Origin of the sequence: Shewanella sp. Scap07 (assembly GCF_013394145.1) — a bacterium.
GTDB classification, from domain to species: Bacteria; Pseudomonadota; Gammaproteobacteria; order Enterobacterales; family Shewanellaceae; genus Shewanella; species Shewanella waksmanii.
Window position 1 is genome coordinate 3,027,472 of record NZ_CP041329.1, and the last position, 20,012, is coordinate 3,047,483.

Consider the following 20,012-nt stretch of genomic DNA (forward strand, 5'->3'; position numbering starts at 1 on the left):
GCAATACCCTTTAGCTCTGTATAAATTCATTTTTCAACGCTTTAAACTCAGCCACAGTGTAAAATGAGCCAAAAATAATTACCACATCATCTTTGCTTAAGCGGTGAATTAAATGCTGCCACGCCAGTGCAATACTGGCGTAAGTGTGACTTTGACTGCTAGTGGGTAAGTTATTTTGTAAGTCGTTAGCCCCGGCGCCGCGAGGGCAATCTAAATCGACCAAATGCCACTCATCAACCACATCCGACATTATGCTCAACACACTACTGCAATCTTTATCTTTAAGCATACCGCAAATCGCAATCACCTTTTTAGGTTGATACGCTGCCATTTTCTTTGCAAGATAGCGCGCCGCATGGGGATTATGCGCCACATCTAACAGCACTGTAGGCTCTGTACTCACTTGCTCAAAACGACCTGTAAGCTTAGCTTGCTGCAGCCCTTGGGCTATGGCTGTCGCTGGCATATCTGGCCATAACTGCTCAATCACCGCCAGCGCGGTTGCAGCATTAGCAAGCGGTAGACTTGGTTTAGGCAGCGCCGTTAGATTGCTAACCATGCCAGTAAAGCACCAGCTATCATGCTGCTCTTGGTAACTAAACTGTTTACTGACCGCAATCAATTTTGCTTGTATTTGCTCACTGTATTGCACAATCGATGTGGGCATATCAGCCTCGCCAACAATAGCGCACTTATTGGTTCTGAACACACCGGCTTTTTCTCGGCCAACCAATTCTCGGGTGTCGCCCAGGTATTCTTGATGATCTAAATCGATACTGGTGATCACGGCGACATCTGCATCAATGATGTTGGTGGCATCGAGCCGTCCACCTAAACCCACTTCAAGTAAAACCACATCCAATTGTGCGGCTTTAAACAGATATAAGCCTGCTAAGGTGGCATATTCAAAAAAGGTCAACGAAATATCACCACGAGCGCTATTAATCGCACAAAATGCATCAACTAAATCTTGATCATTAGCATCCTGGCCATCAATGCGTACCCGCTCGTTGTAGCGCAACATATGCGGAGAGCTATACACACCGACGCGGATTTGCTGTTGACGCAGTATACTCTCAAGCATGGCGCAGGTGCTGCCTTTGCCATTAGTACCTGCGACCGTTATGACCTTAGTCTCACCAAGGTCAACTACACCTAACTGGCGAGCAACTTGTTTGACCCGGGTTAGGCCCATGTCAATTTCAGTTGGATGTAATTCAAGCAGATACGCTAGCCACTCATCTAGGCTAGTCTGTTGCGATAATTTCATTAACTCTTTCTCGCCTTGGTATTAGTATGTGTTTGTACAAGCTGGCGCTATGTCTCAATCCAACATGAACAGCGGCCCAAGGGCCAACTTCGGTAATTGATACTGTTCTGGGTAAGTAACATCGACCAAATAGAGTCCGTTAGGTTTCGCTGTCGCAGCGGCCTGGTTGCGATCTTTTAACGCCAAGAGTTCAGCTATCCAGCCCACTTGTTGGCGACCGTAGCCAACTTCTAATAAGGAACCAACAATATTTCTGACCATATGATGCAAAAAAGCATTGGCTTTAATATCAACACAAATATACATGCCTTGGCGAGTCACGTTGACCTCATGAACACATCTAAATGGCGTATTGGATTGGCATTGAATGGCGCGAAAACTGGTAAAGTCTTGTTCACCTAGCAAAGATTGCGCTGCCTGATGCATAAGAGTTTCATCAATCTCACCAGGGTAATGACTCACTCCGGCACGCAAAATACCAGGACGTAACTGGTGATTGTAAATCATGTAGCGATAACGTCGCGCAGTGGCGGTAAAGCGAGCGTGAAACTCATCATCCACCTCTTTGGCCCAACGCACCGCGATATTATCGGGTAAGTTAACGTTTACGCCTAATGTCCAGGCACTGAGCTTACGAATAGCGTTAGTTTCAAAATGAACCACTTGCCCTGTTGCATGCACTCCGGCATCTGTGCGGCCTGCACATTGCACTGCAATAGGTTCATTGGCGACAAAGGACAGCGCTTGCTCCAATTGCTGTTGAACAGAATCGACCTCGGCTTGGCGTTGCCAGCCAAAGTAGGCGCTTCCATCATATTCAATGCCTAATGCAACCCGCATGTGATTTTCCTATAGTGTATGAACAGCCCAATGAGAGCAGAGTAAATAGGCGGCGGATTTTAGCATAACCACCTTTGTTCGACATCTGCAATTACGCCTAATGCCGTGTTTGTTGCATAAAAAAACGGCGCTAATGCGCCGTTTAATGAGTTAGTGTGTTGCGTTAACCAAGATCATCAATTAACTTGGCCGCTTCTTCTTTTTGGCGCTCGTTGCCGTCCAGTTCAACTTCTTTCAACAAGGCTTTGGCACTGTCATTATCGTCAATCTCAATATAAGCGCGGGCTAAATCTAACTTAGCATTGACTGAGTTTTCTTCATCATCAACGTCAACCATTGACGCGTTACCCATTAAATCATCAATTTCGCCCATATCGACATCAAGCTCTTTGTATTGGTCAACCTCAACCGTTTCCTCGTCCGCGTCGTTAAGTAACTTATCGATATCAATGAAGCCATTATCGTTTTGGAAAGAGGTGAGATCGTGCTCAGAAATCGCTTGTTCAGGCGCATCACTATCGGCTTCTAAAGCCGCTAATGCCTCGTCGACCGTTAATTTATCATCATCTAAATTCAGTGCAGTGATATCTGTATCATCTGCCGATGCCAGATCATCCGCTCCTGTCTGCTTGCTATTGGAGAAGGATTCGAAATCAAGACCCGCATCACCATCCCAATCAAGACTATTGTCGCTGGATGATTTACCGCCTTTTAAGTCATCAAATATGCCTGGCTCTGCTGCAGTGTTTTGCGGATCAACAGATTCTAAATCTGCTAATAACGCATCTAAAGCAGGATCTGCTGAGTCATTGCTGAGGTCATTATCTGCGGCGGCTTCAGCACTTGGTTTGGCTAAATCAGCAAAATTGACCTCAGTAGTGTCATCTTCTTGCTCAGATTCTTCAATCTCTAGCGCATCGGCATCAATATCAAACTCAGCCAGCAAGTCATCAAGTTCAGTATCATCATTGGCTAATTCACCATCAAGCTCAGCCGCGATGGCATCACCAACTTCTTTATCTAGCTCCGGCGCTGGCGGTGTTTCGGCCGCGGGTTTATCGAACTCTGCCAACAGCTCATCAAGCTCTGCGTCACTGTCTGCTGGAATATCTTGCGGCAAGTCTTGAGGTAAATCTTCTTCAAGCTCGGCAGCGATGGCACTGGTTAAATCTTCACTGTCACTCTCTACTGCTACATCGTCATTATCAGTAGTTACTACTTGGGCTTCTGCCTCTGGCGTGTCAGTATCAAACTCAGCGAGTAAGCTGTCGATATCATCAGCACCTTGCTCGCTGTCATCGTCTATTTTCGCCGCTTCGCTTGGCTCATCGCTGGCAGGTTCGTCAAACTCAGCTAGCAGGTTATCGATATCATCTGTACTTTGCTCGCTCTCGCCGTCTATTTGCGCCACTTCGCTTGGCTCATCACTGGCAGGTTCGTCAAACTCAGCGAGCAGGTTATCGATATCATCAGCACTCTGCTCGCTCTCATCCGCTTGCGCCACTTCGCTTGGCTCATCACTGGCAGGTTCGTCAAACTCAGCTAACAGATTATCGATATCATCAGCACTTTGCTCAGCCTCATCCGCTTGCACCGCTTCACTTGGCGCATCACTTTCTGGTTCATCAAACTCGGCGAGCAAACTATCAAGATCCTGCTCGGATTGCGCATCAGATTCAGCCAATAAATCGTCAGCGGGATCTTTGGCTAACTCATCGGCAGGTGTGCCGGCTTCTGGCGCATCAAACTCGGCGAGTAAGGCATCTAAATCTTCAGATTGGGCAGCTTCATCACTAGATTCGGTCTGCGGGAACTCGGTATCAAACTCAGCTAAATCTGTTTCATCCGTTGCGGCAATGGTTTCACTGCTACTTGGGGTATCTAAGTCGGCTAAAAGCGCATCTAAATCATCTTCTTCGGCGGCGGTGTCCGCTGGCGTTTCATCTTCCTCTTGCTCACCCATCGCTTCAGCCCATAAGTCATCTAGCGATTGGCCTTCATCATTTTCTTCTTCAGCAGCGGTATCTCCACTGTCGACAAACATCTCTTCAGCCATATCAACTTGGCTGTCAGCATCCACCATATCGGCTTCAGGCTGCAACATATTGTCGTCAACGTTCATTAACGAGTCTATCGACTCCTCTTCTTCGGTATCTAGGTGCACCGCCATATCAGAGTCATCGGTCGCCTCACTGTCGCTGGCTAATGCGGCTTCAGGAGCTGCATCGGACTGAGTTTCAGTGGCAGCACTGGTCGATTCGCTACTGTCTTGCTCTTCGGTTGACTCGGCCTTATCTTTGCGCTTCTTAAGCATAAACCAGATTAAAAACAGCAACAGTAGTCCAGGAACTAACGCCCCTAAAATAAGATACAGTGGATTACTCATTACCGTACGCCACAGGTTCTCTGGCTCTTTCACCGCTTGGGCTTGCAATTTATCTAGCTGTTGTTGCAAGGCTTGATTTTCTGTCACCAAAGACGCTTGTTGCTCTTTTTGTAACTGCAGCGCCTCTTCAAGCTCTTCTATTCTCACGCCCTGCTGTTCAATCTGATCCTTTAGGGCTTGGGTATCGGCACCGCCCACATCAAGTTGATCTTGTGCTCTGGCCAGCTCATCAGTCAGTTGCAGGTTTTTTTGCTGCTCCTGCTCTAACTGCTGAGTCACTTCAGCTAACTCACTGCTGTTATCAACCACTTCTGGCAATTGGGCCGGTACGGCCGCCGTGGGCGTGCTTGGGGTTGTTACACTTGGTGTCGCCGCTGGTGCTGCCGGCTTAGGATTGGATTGAGCTGCTTGCCAGCCTTTATCATCTCGCTCAGCACGCTTTTTAGCTAAAGATGCGGGTATTTGCAGCATCACCTCTTTGGAAGGGATGAGCAAAATCATGCCACGTTCTAAACTGTTGTAATTGTCGCTAGAAAAAGCATGGGGGTTGGCGTCGTATATCGCCGCCATTACCTGATAAATACTTACCGAGCTGTCAGGGCGTGTTTTTTGCGCGATGCTCCAGAAAGTATCGGATGAGCGCGTAGGACCATATTGACTGGAAGATTGACGTACTTGACCATCAGGGCCTGTGATCTTAAGAGGCTCTGCGGCAATAGCTGAACCGACCGGAGAATTAGTAGCAAAAACAAGGAGACCAGCGGCCATTAGGCCAACAAGATACGTCGTGCGAAAGTTCATCCATTCTTCCCTTTCTAGCGCGTTTGCACAAATTATGACGGCAAAGCTTTAGGCAATTGTATTTATTGAGATTACTATAAACCAGAATTGAATACCCTGCTACTATTCGCAAATCAAAAACAACCGATAGCAACAAAAAAGCCTGCATAGTGCAGGCTTTTCAATCAATTTAGCGTTTAAATCGGTGAATATTTAGTAATAGTCACGGATCAACACTTCGGCGATCTGAACGCTATTTAGCGCCGCGCCCTTACGAATATTATCCGATACGACCCATAAGTTAATGCCATACTCGTGGGAGATATCTTTGCGTACTCGACCCACATAAACAGGATCTGTACCGGCAGATTCTGTCACTGCAGTTGGATACTCTTCATCAGACTCGAATAACTCAATGCCTTGGGCACCACGTAACACGGCTTTGACATCTTCTGCATCAACGGGTTGACGCGTTTCCAAATGAACTGCTTCAGAGTGGCCATAAAACACCGGGACACGTACCGCTGTTGGGTTAACTACAATGCTATCATCGCCAAAGATTTTTTGCGTTTCCCACACCATTTTCATCTCTTCTTTGGTGTAGCCATTGTCCATAAATTTATCGATTTGCGGCAATACATTAAACGCAATTTGCTTTGGGTATGCCTTTGGCTCAACAGGCTGACCTTGGAGTAACTTGGCACACTGGCCCGCTAACTCTTCAATGGCTTGCTTACCTGAGCCAGACACAGACTGGTAGGTAGCAACGTTAATACGACTAATTCCATAAGCATCGTAAATAGGCTTCAATGCCACTAACATTTGAATGGTTGAACAGTTAGGATTAGCAATGATATTGCGGTTACGGAAATCAGCAATCGCTTCAGGGTTAACTTCGGGCACGACCAACGGAATGTCGATATCATAGCGATAATGTGAGGTATTATCGATAACCACACAGCCATGCTCTGCGGCTATAGGTGCCCATTTCGCAGACACATCTCCACCAGCTGAGAAAAAGCCAATTTGTGCTTGTGACCAGTCAAATTTATCCACGTCAAGAATTTCTACCTGTTTACCATGGAACGTTACCGTATCACCGGCGCTACGGCTGCTGGCTAAAGGATACAAATTTGCTACCGGGAAATTGCGCTCTTCAAGGATCTCAATCATTGTTTGACCCACTGCGCCCGATGCACCTAATACGACTACGTTATATTCTTGCGACATAATTACCGACTGACTCCTGAAAAACCTAATTTGAGCATCCAATCTACATCAGAACCGCCGCTATTGGCTACCCTTAAGGCACTAAATTCACGCCTGTGCTTGTGATTTTTTCTCATAAGGTCAAACCCATTGTTATTTAGAAACCTTTCTCTAAATAATCTGTCGTCATCACGCAGGTCATAAACGAACCTTAGCAGGGTTAATAGGGCCTTTTCATTGGGGATGCCAGCTAGCTGAAGTTGCTCAACCCAAAGCGCTGGTAACAACTGATGCAGTTCGGTTGTTGGTGCTTGGCCTAACTGCTTTAATAAGGCGCAATACAGCATGTATGTGCCTTTTGCTTTGCCCTCAACACTGTAACCCGCAATATGCGGCGTCGCGATATCCACTAACGGCACTAATTCAGGCATGGGTTGCGGCTCCCCTTCCCACACATCAAGTACCAGTCTTAAGTCAGAGCGATGTTGCTTCACTTGAATTAGCGCTTGATTGTCTATTACCTCACCACGGCAGCAGTTGAGTAACCAAGTATCCGGTTTGAGCTGATTCAGCCGCTTCTCATCAAACAGGTACCAAGTGGGGTGCTCACCCGTTTTGGTAATAGGTACATGCAATGAAATCACATCGCAGCGTTCAATTAGCGTCTCTAATGATACAAATTGACGACTATCTCCGCTTTGTGCCAATAACGGGTCGCACAATAGGGTCTCTACACCGTAAGCTTGTAAACATCGGGCCACGGCCGTTCCAGTATTACCTGCCCCCACGATACCAACACGCTTGCCTTTTAGGCTTGATTCTGTGCGCTGAGCAAGCTCTAACATCGCAATAAAAGCGTACTCCCCCACTGCAGTGGCATTGCAACCTGGGGCATTGGTATACGCAAGCTGCCTGTGCTGCAAATAACGCTCGTCGAGATGGTCTAAACCTATGGTTGCGGTGCCAACAAAAGTGAGTTTGTTGGCACTTTCAAGCAATGCTTGATTAACTTGAGTCACTGAGCGTACTAATAGCACGTCAACATCAACTAACTGCTGCGCAGTTAAATGTCGACCATCTACTTTAGTTACTTGCCCAAGCTGGCCAAAAAGCTCATCAACGTAGGGCATGTTTTCATCAGCAACAATTTTCATAAATACGGTTCTCAAGTTATTCAGCTAGCGGGGGACGCCCTATTAAATACAAATTTTGGCTACAAAAAAAGAGCCACTTGGGCTCTTTTTTATTTTGCCTAAACTCGAAATTAACGAGTACGTGGGCAAAGTTCTTCGTTGCTGAAGAAGTATGCGATTTCACGCTCTGCAGAAGCAACTGCATCTGAACCGTGAACTGCATTTTCGTCGATGCTGTCAGCGAAATCGCTACGGATAGTACCGCGAGCAGCTTCAGCTGGGTTAGTAGCGCCCATGATTTCACGGTTAGCTAGTACAGCGTTTTCGCCTTCTAGTACTTGAACACAGATAGGACCAGAAGTCATAAATGCAACTAGTGCACCAAAGAAAGGACGCTCGCTGTGCTCAGCGTAGAAACCTTCAGCTTGTTCTTTGCTTAGGTGAACCATTTTAGAAGCGATGATTTTCAGGCCAGCAGTTTCAAAACGGTTATAGATTGCACCAATGTGGTTTTTAGCAACTGCATCGGGCTTAATGATAGAAAAAGTACGTTCGATAGCCATGACAAGCTTCCTTTAAGTAAACAGGTTTTATAAATTCGCGCGGATTATACGAAATAAAAACGCAAAATCCTACCTTTATAACTCGGCTTATGTGACTTAATACCAGATTCACGACTGTGGTTCTGGGCATTGGCACGATTTAGCAGCAAACTTGACCTATTTAAAACTGGCTTCGTTAATCAGACTCTTCTATCCACGCCTGCTGTATAGCCTCTAAAATACGCTCATTACAGTGGTTCGGGTCATCATCAAACTCCGCTAGGGCAAGCACCCATTGCTGTAAGTCGGTAAACCTTAACTGCCGCGGATCTTGTTGTGGGTAAATCTCGATGAGGCTCAATGCAATCTCAAGCGTATCAATCCACTTTAAACTCATACCTGCTCCTTACTTTGTGCTCAGCGATACACATACTGAGTATAGAAGGTTGCTACCGACTTAATTGCCTAGGCATAAAAAAGGCCAGCGTTTAAGCTGACCTTCAACATATGAGAGCAAAACAGGCTGATTAGTGTTCGCCTTCGCTCACCATATTAATGGTGTACTTAGGAATATCGACCACTAAGTCGCTATCAGGTACGCGAGATTGGCAAGATAAGCGACTTTCAGGCTCAAGTCCCCACGCTTTATCTAACATATCATCTTCAAGTTCATCACTTTCTTCAAGCTCATCAAAGCCTTCACGAATGACAACATGGCATGTGGTACAAGCACAAGACTTCTCGCAAGCATGTTCGATATGAATGCCGTTTCTTAGGGCCACATCTAACACTGTTTCGCCCTGTTCGGCTTCTACTACCGCCCCATCTGGACACAGATCATCATGGGGTAAAAATACGATTTGCGGCATAACCTCACCTATATATTGTCAACAGATTGGCCCTTAAGAGCCAATTTAATAGAATTATCCATACGTTTTGCTGCAAATGACTGACTGGCTTCGTCCAGTGCTTCAATTGCTTTTTCAATCGCATCGGTATCGGCATTAGCTGCGGTTTGCGCTAATGTGGCCATACCCGCTTCAATGGCTTGTCGCTCAGAGTCATCCAGCAAGTCAGCATCTTTTGCAAGCGCAGCGCTTAGTGTTTCAATCACTCGTGCCGCTTCGACTTGTTGCTCGGCTAGCATGCGACGTTCAATGTCTTGCTTAGCATTGGCCATTGAATCTTTTAGCATTGAACCAATTTCTTCATCGGTCAAGCCAAACGAAGGTTTTACTTGAATACTGGCTTGCACGCCGGTGGATTTCTCCATCGCAGTAACACTCAGTAATCCATCCGCGTCCACTTGGTAAGTCACACGAATGTGAGCAGCACCTGCCGCCATTGGCGGTATACCCTGCAGGGTAAAACGTGCTAGCGAGCGACAATCGTCAACTAACTCACGCTCACCTTGTACCACATGAAAGGCCATGGCCGTTTGACCATCTTTAAAAGTGGTAAATTCCTGGGCTCTTGCGACAGGGATGGTGGTGTTGCGAGATACTACTTTTTCTACCAAGCCGCCCATGGTTTCAACACCTAAGGACAACGGCAAAACATCAAGCAGCAATAGATCAGACTCGGGTTTGTTACCCACTAAAATGTCTGCCTGAATGGCTGCGCCTATTGCGACTACTCGGTCAGGATCAATTGAGGTTAATGGCGCTTTGCCGAAAAACTCTGCCACTTTTTCGCGCACCAGTGGCACTCGGGTAGAGCCACCTACCATCACAGTTTCTAGCACTTCGTCAGCTTCAATGCCCGCATCACGCAGTGCGCGACGACAGCTGCTAATGGTGCTGCGAACCAGCTTGCTGATTAACTGTTCAAAGTCTGCTTTGGTAATGACTAACGAATGTGACTGGCCATCGGTCAAACTCACGCTAGCGTCTACTTGATCGTTATCGGTTAACGCCTCTTTAATTCGGCGCGCTTCAACAAGTAACTGACGGCTATTGCTGGCATCTAAATTTTCAAGTTGCCAAGCCGCTTGTAAGTGGTTGTAGATAGCTTGGTCGAAATCGTCTCCGCCCAATGCTGAATCACCACCGGTTGCCAGCACTTCAAACACACCTCGGTTAAGGCGCAAAATTGAAATATCGAATGTGCCGCCACCTAAATCATAAATGGCAATTAAGCCTTCTTGACCAGAATCAAGGCCATATGCAATAGCTGCCGCAGTGGGCTCATTGAGTAAGCGTAATACTTTAACACCAATTAGCGCCGCTGCTTCTTTGGTCGCTTGACGTTGAGCATCATCAAAATAGGCCGGCACGGTAATCACCACACCTTCCAGATCGCCACCTAAGGTTTGCTCAGCACGGTCGATTAGCGGGCGTAAAATTTCCGCCGATACCTGGATTGGGTTGACCTTGCCTTGTTTGGTGACAAATAAAGGTAGACCGTTGGTGGTGGCTTCAAACTGATAAGGCAATGTATGAGAAGTCGCTTGGATATCAGCCAGGCTTCTTCCCATAAAACGCTTAACTGAAACAATGGTGTTGTGCGGGTCTTGGGTTGCCTTTTGCTCGGCAACAATACCAGCCTGTACAGCGTCACTTTGATAGTGGACAACTGACGGTAATGCATGGTCGCCATTGGCGTCAGCAAGTGTATTGGCTTCGCCACTACGAACAGCAGCAACTAAAGAATTGGTCGTGCCAAGGTCAATGCCCACCGCCAAACGATGTTGATGCGGTGCAGCAGTTTGGCCGGGTTCAGCAATTTGCAACAGTGCCATAATGGTCCAACTTAAAAAATAAAAACCCAATTCTACATTGGGTTAGGTAAAGAGTGAAAGCGAGTTATAACAATGCGTCTTCTGCGCGAGCCAACTCTTCTTGCAATTTAGCCATAAACTTAAGTTTACGCACAAGATCAGCCGCAGTATTGAGATCATTTTTGTTTTGGCTTTCAATCACTGACGCCAACTCAACGCTAATCTGTTTTTCATAGCGTCCAAATGAGTCGTGTAACTCATCTATCAATTCATCAGGGTCGGTGTGTGATGCAATTTCTTCGAGGGACTCACGCCACTCCATCTGCTGCATTAAAAACCCCATGTCTTTGACAGTGGTTGATTCATGACTGAGATCGAGTCCTTGTAAACTCAATATATATTCGGCACGAGATATTGGGTGCTTTAACGTACTGTAACCGTCATTGACTTGTGCAGTACGTTGCACCGCCATGCGTTTATCCTGTTCGCTTGCGTTAGCAAACTTGTCAGGATGAACCGCTCTTTGCAACTCGCGATATCGCTCAGCAAGGATGGCGGTGTCAATCCGGTAAGATGGCGTTAAACTAAACAGCTCAAAATAGTTCATTTGTATCGGACTTAATGATTAAACAGTGAAACTCTCGCCACATCCGCACTCGCCTTTGGCATTAGGGTTATTAAACTGAAAACCTTCGTTTAATCCCTCTTTGACAAAGTCGAGTTCGATACCTTGTAAATAGATAAAACTTTTGGCATCGATGATGATATTCACACCATCGATGTCATAAACTTCATCGTCTGCGTTAAGGTCATCGACAAATTCGAGTACGTAAGCCATACCTGAACAGCCAGAAGTTTTTAACCCTATACGCAGTCCAACCCCTTTGCCTCGGCCCACGAGGAAGCTTTTCACTCGGTCGGCCGCGGCTGGTGTCATTGTTATTGCCATCGTAACTCCAGTTTTACTTCTCGTTCTTAGCCTTGTAGTCATCAATCGCCGCTTTAATGGCGTCTTCGGCTAAAATCGAGCAGTGAATCTTAACGGGTGGCAGTGCTAACTCTTCAGCAATATCAGTGTTCTTAATTGCCTGAGCTTCATCAATTGTCTTCCCTTTAACCCACTCAGTTACCAGTGAGCTCGATGCAATGGCGCTACCACAGCCATAGGTTTTAAATTTCGCATCTTCGATAACACCTTGGTTATCAATTTTAAGTTGTAGCTTCATGACGTCACCACATGCTGGTGCGCCTACCATACCTGTTGCCACACTTGGGTCATCTTTTTCAAATGAGCCAACGTTACGTGGGTTTTCATAATGGTCGATTACTTTTTCGCTATAAGCCATGATATTGCTCCAATTTTATAATTAGTTTACTGGTCGGTTTTAGTGGTGTGCCCACTGAACCTTGTCGAGATCGATACCGTCTTTGAACATCTCCCAAAGCGGTGACATATCTCTTAATTGACCAATAGACTTATCAATGGTCTCAATTGCATGATCAATCTCTTCTTCAGTCGTGAAACGACCAATCGAGAAACGAATCGAACTGTGGGCCATTTCATCATTCAGGCCAAGTGCACGTAATACATAGCTAGGCTCTAAGCTGGCTGAAGTACAGGCTGAGCCTGAAGAAACAGCAAGGTCCTTGAGTGCCATCATCAATGATTCGCCTTCAACAAAGTTGAAGCTCACATTCAAGCTACCGCAATATCTTTGGTCTACATCACCATTGATATAGGTTTCTTCAATGTGCTTAATGCCATCCCACAATCTGTCGCGTAAACGACGAATACGTGCGTTGTCCGACTCCATATCAGCTTTAGCAATGGCTGCAGCTTCACCCATACCAACAATCTGGTGAGTTGCAAGCGTACCACTACGCATACCACGTTCATGACCACCGCCATGCATGGTTGCTTCTAAGCGAATACGAGGCTTACGACGAACATATAGAGCGCCAATACCTTTAGGGCCATACATTTTGTGCGCCGAAATTGACAACAAATCAACTTTAGTTTGTTGAACATCAACTGGGATTTTGCCAACACTTTGTGCGGCATCAACATGGAAGATGATTTTGCGGCTACGGCATAACTCGCCAATCGCATCGATATCGTGAATCACACCAATTTCGTTGTTCACATGCATGATGCTCACTAAAATGGTGTCTTCGCGCAATGCGCTTTCAATTTTCTCTAATGGAATAATTCCGTTAGCAGCAGGTTCTAAATAGGTGACTTCATAACCTTCACGCTCTAACTGACGGCACGTATCGAGTACGGCTTTGTGTTCAGTTTTACTGGTGATGATGTGCTTACCTTTTTTATGATAAAAGTGAGCAACACCTTTAATCGCTAGGTTGTCTGATTCTGTTGCACCCGATGTGAAAACGATTTCACGAGGATCGGCATTAATCAGCTCGGCAATCTGGTTTCTTGCAATGTCGACAGCCTCTTCAGCTTGCCAACCGTAACGGTGCGAACGTGACGCTGGATTACCAAAGTTGCCATCCATTGTCATGCACTGCATCATTTTTTCTGCAACACGAGGGTCAACTGGCGTCGTTGCAGCATAATCTAAATAAATAGGAAGCTTCATCTCACACTCCGTACTCAGTGACCAAACCGCTGGTCACATACCACGTACAAATATTAATTTTTATATAATAACAAAAAGGCCTAGTGCGACACTCTTTGTTCCTGTTGAATCTTATCTTGTTTGATCGAAATGAACTGCACATCACGCTTGTTCATCAATCCGGCAAGACTTATCCCGTTTAAAAAATCTGAAATCTGTTTACTTAAATCCCCCCACAACGAATGTGTGAGGCAGCGTGTTCCACTTTGACAATTTCCTAAACCCTGACAGCGAGTGGCATCAACCGACTCATCGACAGCGCGAACAACCATGCCCACCGAGATTTCTTGTGCATCGGAACCCAAACGGTACCCGCCACCAGGGCCACGTACGCTTGAGACTAATCCGTGCTTGCGGAGTTTAGCGAAGAGTTGTTCTAGATAGGAAAGCGAAATGCCCTGACGCTCAGAGATGTCAGCAAGTGGAACGGGTCCCGCTGTTGAGTGCATAGCAACATCTAACATTGCTGTGACTGCGTAACGACCTTTGGAAGTAAGTTTCATAGTTACCACTGCTCTAAAGAATGCTTAGGCTGAATTGAAACATAACCTAGTATTTTAGTCAAGTATTTAACCTAGTAATTTAGTCAGGTATTTCTACTGGCAGTGGGTATTAAATTGTTGATGCGATACACCAACAGGAATACCCTGCTATTTCGCTGGGGTATTTAACCTGTTTCCGCAGCAAGATTCAATGGCTAGCATCAAATAGTGCTGCGATTTATTAGATAATGGGATCAAACTCATCAATTGCATGTTGACGCTTCTTCGCCGCGGCCAACTCAGCATCGCTAAATTCATCCACCTCAAGCTCAGGCAGTTTCTCTGTACAAACGCTACCACCTAAGGTTTGCACAGCTTGACATACCTCTTGCACCTTAGAATCCATCAGGTGCATATGGTCAAGCATTTGCCCTATCGCATTAGCAACCGGGTCGGGGTTATCTGGCGAAACCGCATAGGCATCGAAGCCATACTTTTTTGCCATTTCAGTGCGACGCTTAGTGTGCTCTTTAGACTCTTCTGTCGGCTTAGCAACCACACGGGCAGGAATACCCACGACTGTTGTATCTTTTGGTACTTCTTTAACCACCACAGAGTTGGACCCGACTCTGGCACCATCGTGCATGGTGATTGGCCCCAAGATTTGCGCCCCAGCTCCAATAACAACGTTATTGCCTAAAGTCGGGTGACGCTTGCCTGCTTGCCAGGTTGTGCCACCTAAGGTGACACCGTGATACAAAGTACAATCGTTACCTATCTCTGCAGTTTCACCAATCACTACGCCCATACCATGGTCAATGAAAAAGCGATCACCAATGGTAGCACCAGGATGAATTTCAACGCCGGTTAACCATCGAGAAAAAGTAGACAAAATTCGAGCCGATAAACACCACTTGCGTCGCCATAGTTTGTTGCTTATGCGATGGATCCAAATGGCCTGCATGCCTGGATAATTTAACAGGATCTCTATGGTGCCATTTGCCGCTGGGTCACGGTGATAAATGGAACTAATATCGTCCTTTAATCTCGCTATCACGCCCATACTTCTACTCGTCCTTTTTAGATAATACTATGACTTGTCTTGCTCATTTTGCTTGTCAGCAATGGCCACTTTCTTGTCCACTGAGGTTAAGATGCCACGTAAGATGTTCATCTCGGCGCTCTCAATACGTGCACGGCTAAATAAACGTCGTAACTTAGTCATCACCTGACCTGGGTGCTGTTTAACAATGAAGCCGGTAGACAACAAGGTACGCTCTAAATGACCAAAGAAGTTCTCCTGCTCTTTCGCAAGCGGGTATTCGGTCGTTTCGACCGTTTCAGGTGTCAGATTGAGATGTGCAACGCGCGCTTCGTAACAAATAATTTGCACAGCTTGAGCTAAATTCAACGAGGTGTATTCAGGGTTCGCTGGAATCGCCACGTGGTAGTTGCACTTTTGCAACTCTTCGTTGGTCAGGCCGTTATTTTCTCGCCCAAACACAATAGCTACCGGTCCTTCTAATGCCGCACCCACCAATTTCTCGCCTGCTTGGCGTGGGTCCAACATTGGCCAATCTAAAGTTCGGCTACGTGCACTGGTTGCGATAACTAAACTACAATCTGCAATCGCATCGGCTAAACTATCTACAGTCACTGCGTGTTTCAAAATATCCGACGCGCCTGCTGCTAATGCAACAGAGTGCCCATCAGGCTCCACTTTGGGTTCTGCCAAATACAGAGTGGATAGCCCCATGGTTTTCATTGCACGGGCTGTTGAACCGATATTACCAGGGTGAGATGTACCTACAAGAACGACACGAATATTGCTGAGCATGAAATGACTTTTTTAATCTATAAAACAGAATCTGCGATGGTATCACAGGGTTGCAAAATCGTTTATAGAAAAATGAATATTTGATATAACCAATAAAACAGGTATAATGCGCGCCGATTATTTATATCTGTTCTTTAACATCCAGGGGATTAGTAATGCATCCGATGCAGACTATTGCTGTGCGTGCCGCTCGCGCCGCCGGCCAAACGATTATCCGTGCTTTTACCGAATTAGATCGTGTAGAAGTTAGCGCCAAAGGTATCAACGATTTTGTTACCAACGTAGATAAAGAAGCTGAAGCTGCTATTACATACCAGATCCGTAAATCATACCCTGACCACACGATTGTGGGCGAAGAAGGTGGTGAGAACAAAGGCGAAAATAAAGATTTCGTTTGGATTGTCGATCCCTTGGATGGCACTAACAACTTTGTTAGAGGCATCCCACACTTTGCGGTTTCTATCGCAGTTCAACATAAAGGCAAAACCGAAGTTGCAGTCGTATACGATCCTATTCGTGACGAGCTATTCACTGCTGTGCGCGGTAAAGGCGCAAAACTAAACGATTTCCGTGTACGTGTTAGCAGTGCTAAAGACCTTAACGACACCATTCTAGCTACAGGTTTCCCATTTAAAGCTAAGCAACATAGCGAAACCTACATGAAGCTATTAGCGGATACCTTCAGCCGCTGTGCCGATCTACGTCGTGCTGGCTCTGCTGCGTTAGACCTTGCATACGTTGCAGCCGGTCGTATGGATGGCTTTTTTGAAATTGGTCTTAAGCCTTGGGACATCGCTGCTGGCGAACTTATCGTTCGTGAAGCCGGCGGTACAGTAACCGACTTTACTGGTAACCACGGTTATTTCAACTCAGGCAACATTATCGCTGGCGCCCCTAAAGCGACCGTTGCTTTGGTTAAGAACTTCAGACCCCTACTGAGTGATGGTCTCAAGCGATAAGCTTATCCCCCGAATGTTAAAACCGCCCAAAGGGCGGTTTTTTTTCGCCAAAAGAAAATAGCGGTTACACAACACCCATGTAATGTCAGGTCAATAATTGACCTACAATTACCCTATTGTGCTGATCAGCCTAAACTGATAGGGGCGCAACCAAGCAAATAGGTATCACTGTATTGTTCTGTGATAAGCATCACGATCAATTATTTAGCGCCGCACCAAAATGTTGTTACCATCAATAAAAATAACAATTTGGAGATCTGAATGGGACCCCTCTATAGCAAGTACGGCTCCAAAAGCCTTAAAGCCGTTGAGCACTTTGTACTGATTATTATTGCTTTGGCGACAATCATCGCCATTGGCCAAGAAATCGCACACATCGTAAATGTCGGTGCAGTAGCTTTAGCCGATCTATTGTTGTTATTTATCTATCTTGAAGTACTCGCGATGGTGGCCAACTACGCTGAATCTGGCAAATTGCCGGTACGGATGCCACTCTACATTGCCATTGTTGCACTCGCGCGGTATTTAATTCTCGATATGAAAGGCATGGATGACTGGCGAATTGTGGCCATTTCAGTATCAACCTTGGTACTCGCAGCCACTGTGATTGTTATACGCTGGGGCCAACTCAAACTTCCCTATCCGCGCAAAGAAGATTAACTCAAACCCACTGCTCCTAGATGGCTGCACTAAGCAGCCATCACTCGCTTAACTGTCCACTCATTACATTACGCATTTTTTGTGCTAGGTTTACTCTATAAACGATTGAAAATTAACCACCCTATGCAAAAGGATGAGTCCAATGGTTGATAGCCCCAATGAACATGAAGAGCGTCGCCAATCACTGCGTGTCGATATGGAAGCTGAGCGAATTATCCTCAACTGGGATGACAATGATGGCAATAACCATACTGATGAAGCCATCTGCATCGATTTAGCCAGACGCGGCGCCCTAATTGAATACAAACAAGAATTTGCTCTTGGTGCATTATTAGTTGTCACTTTCAACGCTGGCAGCGATAAACAAAACAGCATAAAGGGACAAGTCTGCCGTTGTATTAAGTGCAACGATCTCGGCTATCATATTGCCATTCAACTGATTTAATTTAATTTATAGCTCCATAATTCGGCAGGCTCGACAGCGCTGTTCTATACTTTTTATGGCATCCAAGATGCGATGCCATATTAAGCAATGGGAGAAAGCGTAATGATACTGTTGGTGGGTGGAGAAAAAGGCGGTGCGGGCAAAAGCTGTATGGCGCAGAATATCGCTGTCCATATTACGCAGAAATTTCAAGCTAACGTACTCATGGTTGACTGCGATCCCCAACGCACGACCTCAGATTGGATTCAGGCAAGAAATGAAGACCCTTCACTCCCGGCTATCAACTGTATTCAACTCTACGGTAAAATACGTAACGATTTGTTAGGCTTAGATCAGCGTTTTGACTATGTCATCGTTGACTGCGGTGGCCAAGATAATTTGGCAATGCGTGCCGCCATGTCAGTCGCCACTTATGTTGTGTTACCGCTACGTCCAAAACGGCGCGATTTAAAAACTTTGCCACATATGGAAGATATGTTGAGCACCTGTAAGATGGTCAACCCCAAAATGGTCGCTGCTGTCGTGATGACGCAATGCCCTTCTCTTCCTAGCCAGTTCAAACGAATTTTAGAAGCCAAAGAAGTCGTGCAATCATTTGGCTTACGCGTATTGGATGCCGTTACTTTTAATCGAAATATCTATGATGACAGTGAAGAGCAAGGCTCCTCGGTTATTGAGATAGAGCCTGAAGGTAAAGCCGCGTTAGAAATTCATGCGATAGCAGATGAACTATTCGCTATACCACCAGAAAATTCCTATGAGCTTAACTGATCTTAAGAAGCGTAAAAATAAAACACCGCGCGCGAAAATGTCGGTGGAAGAGTTTATTGAAGATGCCAATAACTACGCTTTTGGCCAACCCAGCACTATGGGGTTAACCAAGAAAAAAACCAAAACTGCAAGTTCGGTTAACTCCAAAAAGCGCACCAGCAAAATATACCGCCATGCGACTTTCACCCTGACTGAAACAAGCATCACCCAGCTCAATGCCTTAGCCAGTCATACCACACTAGCCAAATCAAAGCTGATCAGAATTATGATAGCAGAATTTAGTCAAAAGTCTGCTAAAGAGCTTGAAGCTATTATGCAGCAAAGTGAAGAGTAGTCCCTTAAAGCGTCAATACAAATAAGGGACCATTCGAAACTAATTAGTGATTACAAATACGGTCAGCGGCGGTTTCTATGCCTTCATTAGAAGCGATGAATTTACCTTTAGCATCCAAAAATGCAATTAACTGTTCAGCATCCATCTCACTGGCCGAGCATGTATGAAAACGCGCATCCTCGCCAAAATTTTCCGCCATTAAACTTTTCAGCTCAGTTTTAGTGACCGCTTTACCCAGCGATAACATGAGTTGCATCACTTGATGACCGTGAATTGAATCTGACATGATAAAAGCTCCAAATAACATTTAAATAATATGTATGTTATAACCGCAATCGGCTGAAGTTACTTTGATCTAGCTCGCACCCAGTACAAGTTATTTACCGACTAAGTGAATAATCAAGTTAACCATATCCACAAATGACTCTATGGCTACTTCAATTGCTCTGGCACGATTTGGACACTGCCCAAGTCACCAGACAACCACACTTCACCATCACTGATGTTGTACTGTAAGGTCATGTTTCGGCTCACAAGCTCTGCCATCTCTTGTACTGCTTGCTCTGCAATGTTCCACACTTGCAAATTTTGATAGCGCTCAAAAGCCTGTTGATTTTGCTGCCACCAAATAGGTACCGCACGGCCGCCATAAGCATAAAGCTTCACTTGTTTTGCACGGCCACAGGCTTTACGTAGCCATTTCTCATCACTTTGACCAAACTCGACCCAAAGCTCAATCTCGTCTGCCAACGATTTTTGCCATAACTCTGGCTCGTCATCGACGCAAAGTCCTTTGCTAAATGTGAGAGTGTCGCTGGCATTTAGCACAAATGCTAACAATCGAACCATCATCCGCGCGTCGGTTTCTGATGGGTGCTGCGCCAGTGTCAGCGCATGATCTTGATAATAGCCGCGGTCCATGTCGGCGATTTGCAAATTGACTTTATAAACGGTTGCCTTAGGTGCCATAGGTTTTTGTCTTTATCTATATTTAGTGGGGAAGTTA

General features: G+C 45.8%; 23 protein-coding genes. 5 read left to right on the forward strand and 18 right to left on the reverse strand.

What is annotated here, in order from left to right; genetic code table 11:
- Positions 1 to 10 precede the first annotated feature (10 nt).
- The 16 genes from folC to trmJ all read right to left on the reverse strand — a co-directional run bounded on the left by folC (position 11) and on the right by trmJ (position 15,837).
- Positions 11 to 1,270 (reverse strand): bifunctional tetrahydrofolate synthase/dihydrofolate synthase, encoded by a 1,260-nt coding sequence (gene folC, locus FLM48_RS13225; RefSeq protein ID WP_179024951.1) that lies wholly within the window; start codon positions 1,268 to 1,270, stop codon positions 11 to 13.
- 54 nt (positions 1,271 to 1,324) lie between these two features.
- Positions 1,325 to 2,110, reverse strand: a complete 786-nt coding sequence (gene truA, locus FLM48_RS13230; RefSeq protein ID WP_179024952.1) for a tRNA pseudouridine(38-40) synthase TruA — start codon at positions 2,108 to 2,110, stop codon at positions 1,325 to 1,327.
- 163 nt (positions 2,111 to 2,273) lie between these two features.
- On the reverse strand, positions 2,274 to 5,297 hold the full coding sequence (locus tag FLM48_RS13235) for a FimV/HubP family polar landmark protein (protein WP_179024953.1): 3,024 nt from the start codon (positions 5,295 to 5,297) through the stop codon (positions 2,274 to 2,276).
- A gap of 192 nt (positions 5,298 to 5,489) precedes the next feature.
- Positions 5,490 to 6,506 (reverse strand): aspartate-semialdehyde dehydrogenase, encoded by a 1,017-nt coding sequence (locus FLM48_RS13240; RefSeq protein WP_028773053.1) that lies wholly within the window; start codon positions 6,504 to 6,506, stop codon positions 5,490 to 5,492.
- Between the two features lie 2 nt (positions 6,507 to 6,508).
- On the reverse strand, positions 6,509 to 7,639 hold the full coding sequence (locus tag FLM48_RS13245; RefSeq protein WP_179024954.1) for a 4-phosphoerythronate dehydrogenase: 1,131 nt from the start codon (positions 7,637 to 7,639) through the stop codon (positions 6,509 to 6,511).
- A 110-nt stretch (positions 7,640 to 7,749) separates the two neighbouring features.
- The gene (gene ndk, locus FLM48_RS13250; RefSeq protein ID WP_028773055.1) at positions 7,750 to 8,181 is read right to left on the reverse strand and encodes a nucleoside-diphosphate kinase; all 432 of its coding nucleotides are present in this window, start codon (positions 8,179 to 8,181) and stop codon (positions 7,750 to 7,752) included.
- Between the two features lie 175 nt (positions 8,182 to 8,356).
- Positions 8,357 to 8,557, reverse strand: coding sequence for a Fe-S cluster assembly protein IscX (iscX, locus tag FLM48_RS13255; protein WP_028773056.1), 201 nt, complete (start codon positions 8,555 to 8,557; stop codon positions 8,357 to 8,359).
- A 130-nt stretch (positions 8,558 to 8,687) separates the two neighbouring features.
- Positions 8,688 to 9,029 (reverse strand): ISC system 2Fe-2S type ferredoxin, encoded by a 342-nt coding sequence (fdx, locus tag FLM48_RS13260; RefSeq protein ID WP_028773057.1) that lies wholly within the window; start codon positions 9,027 to 9,029, stop codon positions 8,688 to 8,690.
- 8 nt (positions 9,030 to 9,037) lie between these two features.
- Positions 9,038 to 10,900, reverse strand: coding sequence for a Fe-S protein assembly chaperone HscA (hscA, locus tag FLM48_RS13265; protein ID WP_179024955.1), 1,863 nt, complete (start codon positions 10,898 to 10,900; stop codon positions 9,038 to 9,040).
- 64 nt (positions 10,901 to 10,964) lie between these two features.
- Positions 10,965 to 11,486: a co-chaperone HscB gene (hscB, locus tag FLM48_RS13270; RefSeq protein ID WP_179024956.1), complete on the reverse strand. Its 522-nt coding sequence runs from the start codon at positions 11,484 to 11,486 to the stop codon at positions 10,965 to 10,967.
- 18 nt (positions 11,487 to 11,504) lie between these two features.
- Entirely contained in the window at positions 11,505 to 11,828 is a 324-nt protein-coding gene (iscA, locus tag FLM48_RS13275) for an iron-sulfur cluster assembly protein IscA (RefSeq protein WP_028773060.1), read from the reverse strand.
- 13 nt (positions 11,829 to 11,841) lie between these two features.
- Positions 11,842 to 12,225, reverse strand: a complete 384-nt coding sequence (gene iscU / locus FLM48_RS13280; protein WP_028773061.1) for a Fe-S cluster assembly scaffold IscU — start codon at positions 12,223 to 12,225, stop codon at positions 11,842 to 11,844.
- Between the two features lie 39 nt (positions 12,226 to 12,264).
- Positions 12,265 to 13,479 (reverse strand): IscS subfamily cysteine desulfurase, encoded by a 1,215-nt coding sequence (locus tag FLM48_RS13285; RefSeq protein WP_028773062.1) that lies wholly within the window; start codon positions 13,477 to 13,479, stop codon positions 12,265 to 12,267.
- A gap of 80 nt (positions 13,480 to 13,559) precedes the next feature.
- The gene (iscR, locus tag FLM48_RS13290) at positions 13,560 to 14,021 is read right to left on the reverse strand and encodes a Fe-S cluster assembly transcriptional regulator IscR (RefSeq protein ID WP_028773063.1); all 462 of its coding nucleotides are present in this window, start codon (positions 14,019 to 14,021) and stop codon (positions 13,560 to 13,562) included.
- A 220-nt stretch (positions 14,022 to 14,241) separates the two neighbouring features.
- Positions 14,242 to 15,063: a serine O-acetyltransferase gene (cysE, locus tag FLM48_RS13295; protein WP_179024957.1), complete on the reverse strand. Its 822-nt coding sequence runs from the start codon at positions 15,061 to 15,063 to the stop codon at positions 14,242 to 14,244.
- 27 nt (positions 15,064 to 15,090) lie between these two features.
- Positions 15,091 to 15,837 (reverse strand): tRNA (cytosine(32)/uridine(32)-2'-O)-methyltransferase TrmJ, encoded by a 747-nt coding sequence (trmJ, locus tag FLM48_RS13300; RefSeq protein WP_179024958.1) that lies wholly within the window; start codon positions 15,835 to 15,837, stop codon positions 15,091 to 15,093.
- Between the two features lie 155 nt (positions 15,838 to 15,992).
- Here trmJ and suhB point away from each other — a divergent pair, with 155 nt between their 5' ends.
- From suhB to FLM48_RS13325, 5 genes are all read left to right on the forward strand, one after another.
- On the forward strand, positions 15,993 to 16,796 hold the full coding sequence (gene suhB / locus FLM48_RS13305) for an inositol-1-monophosphatase (protein ID WP_028773066.1): 804 nt from the start codon (positions 15,993 to 15,995) through the stop codon (positions 16,794 to 16,796).
- Positions 16,797 to 17,057: 261 nt separating this feature from the next.
- Complete coding sequence (locus FLM48_RS13310; RefSeq protein WP_179024959.1) at positions 17,058 to 17,456, forward strand: phosphate-starvation-inducible protein PsiE; 399 nt, start codon at positions 17,058 to 17,060, stop codon at positions 17,454 to 17,456.
- Positions 17,457 to 17,598: 142 nt separating this feature from the next.
- Positions 17,599 to 17,901 carry a PilZ domain-containing protein gene (locus FLM48_RS13315; RefSeq protein WP_028773068.1) on the forward strand — a complete coding sequence of 101 codons (303 nt, stop codon included), beginning with the start codon at positions 17,599 to 17,601 and terminating at the stop codon, positions 17,899 to 17,901.
- Between the two features lie 102 nt (positions 17,902 to 18,003).
- Positions 18,004 to 18,672 (forward strand): AAA family ATPase, encoded by a 669-nt coding sequence (locus tag FLM48_RS13320; protein ID WP_028773069.1) that lies wholly within the window; start codon positions 18,004 to 18,006, stop codon positions 18,670 to 18,672.
- Positions 18,659 to 19,006, forward strand: coding sequence for a hypothetical protein (locus FLM48_RS13325; RefSeq protein ID WP_028773070.1), 348 nt, complete (start codon positions 18,659 to 18,661; stop codon positions 19,004 to 19,006). Before FLM48_RS13320 ends, FLM48_RS13325 begins: the two co-directional genes overlap by 14 nt.
- Before the next feature lie 43 nt (positions 19,007 to 19,049).
- Here the strand turns inward: FLM48_RS13325 and FLM48_RS13330 are convergent, their stop codons facing one another.
- Positions 19,050 to 19,292, reverse strand: a complete 243-nt coding sequence (locus tag FLM48_RS13330) for a YecH family metal-binding protein (RefSeq protein WP_179024960.1) — start codon at positions 19,290 to 19,292, stop codon at positions 19,050 to 19,052.
- A gap of 146 nt (positions 19,293 to 19,438) precedes the next feature.
- A complete protein-coding gene (locus FLM48_RS13335) occupies positions 19,439 to 19,975 on the reverse strand; it encodes a YaeQ family protein (RefSeq protein ID WP_179024961.1) in 537 nt (178 codons plus the stop codon).
- Positions 19,976 to 20,012 lie beyond the last annotated feature (37 nt).

Bases quoted from the DNA above. Each gene is read 5' to 3' on its own strand.
- iscA (WP_028773060.1), bottom strand. From the start codon at position 11,828: ATGGCAATAACAATGACACCAGCCGCGGCCGACCGAGTGAAAAGCTTC.
- truA (WP_179024952.1), bottom strand. From the start codon at position 2,110: ATGCGGGTTGCATTAGGCATTGAATATGATGGAAGCGCCTACTTTGGC.
- cysE (WP_179024957.1), bottom strand. From the start codon at position 15,063: ATGGGCGTGATAGCGAGATTAAAGGACGATATTAGTTCCATTTATCAC.
- FLM48_RS13240 (WP_028773053.1), bottom strand. From the start codon at position 6,506: ATGTCGCAAGAATATAACGTAGTCGTATTAGGTGCATCGGGCGCAGTG.
- FLM48_RS13330 (WP_179024960.1), bottom strand. From the start codon at position 19,292: ATGTCAGATTCAATTCACGGTCATCAAGTGATGCAACTCATGTTATCG.
- trmJ (WP_179024958.1), bottom strand. From the start codon at position 15,837: ATGCTCAGCAATATTCGTGTCGTTCTTGTAGGTACATCTCACCCTGGT.
- iscR (WP_028773063.1), bottom strand. From the start codon at position 14,021: ATGAAACTTACTTCCAAAGGTCGTTACGCAGTCACAGCAATGTTAGAT.
- FLM48_RS13310 (WP_179024959.1), top strand. From the start codon at position 17,058: ATGGGACCCCTCTATAGCAAGTACGGCTCCAAAAGCCTTAAAGCCGTT.
- folC (WP_179024951.1), bottom strand. From the start codon at position 1,270: ATGAAATTATCGCAACAGACTAGCCTAGATGAGTGGCTAGCGTATCTG.
- FLM48_RS13320 (WP_028773069.1), top strand. From the start codon at position 18,004: ATGATACTGTTGGTGGGTGGAGAAAAAGGCGGTGCGGGCAAAAGCTGT.
- FLM48_RS13285 (WP_028773062.1), bottom strand. From the start codon at position 13,479: ATGAAGCTTCCTATTTATTTAGATTATGCTGCAACGACGCCAGTTGAC.
- FLM48_RS13315 (WP_028773068.1), top strand. From the start codon at position 17,599: ATGGTTGATAGCCCCAATGAACATGAAGAGCGTCGCCAATCACTGCGT.
- ndk (WP_028773055.1), bottom strand. From the start codon at position 8,181: ATGGCTATCGAACGTACTTTTTCTATCATTAAGCCCGATGCAGTTGCT.
- hscB (WP_179024956.1), bottom strand. From the start codon at position 11,486: ATGAACTATTTTGAGCTGTTTAGTTTAACGCCATCTTACCGGATTGAC.
- FLM48_RS13245 (WP_179024954.1), bottom strand. From the start codon at position 7,639: ATGAAAATTGTTGCTGATGAAAACATGCCCTACGTTGATGAGCTTTTT.
- fdx (WP_028773057.1), bottom strand. From the start codon at position 9,029: ATGCCGCAAATCGTATTTTTACCCCATGATGATCTGTGTCCAGATGGG.
- iscX (WP_028773056.1), bottom strand. From the start codon at position 8,557: ATGAGTTTAAAGTGGATTGATACGCTTGAGATTGCATTGAGCCTCATC.
- FLM48_RS13325 (WP_028773070.1), top strand. From the start codon at position 18,659: ATGAGCTTAACTGATCTTAAGAAGCGTAAAAATAAAACACCGCGCGCG.
- suhB (WP_028773066.1), top strand. From the start codon at position 15,993: ATGCATCCGATGCAGACTATTGCTGTGCGTGCCGCTCGCGCCGCCGGC.
- hscA (WP_179024955.1), bottom strand. From the start codon at position 10,900: ATGGCACTGTTGCAAATTGCTGAACCCGGCCAAACTGCTGCACCGCAT.
- FLM48_RS13335 (WP_179024961.1), bottom strand. From the start codon at position 19,975: ATGGCACCTAAGGCAACCGTTTATAAAGTCAATTTGCAAATCGCCGAC.
- FLM48_RS13235 (WP_179024953.1), bottom strand. From the start codon at position 5,297: ATGAACTTTCGCACGACGTATCTTGTTGGCCTAATGGCCGCTGGTCTC.
- iscU (WP_028773061.1), bottom strand. From the start codon at position 12,225: ATGGCTTATAGCGAAAAAGTAATCGACCATTATGAAAACCCACGTAAC.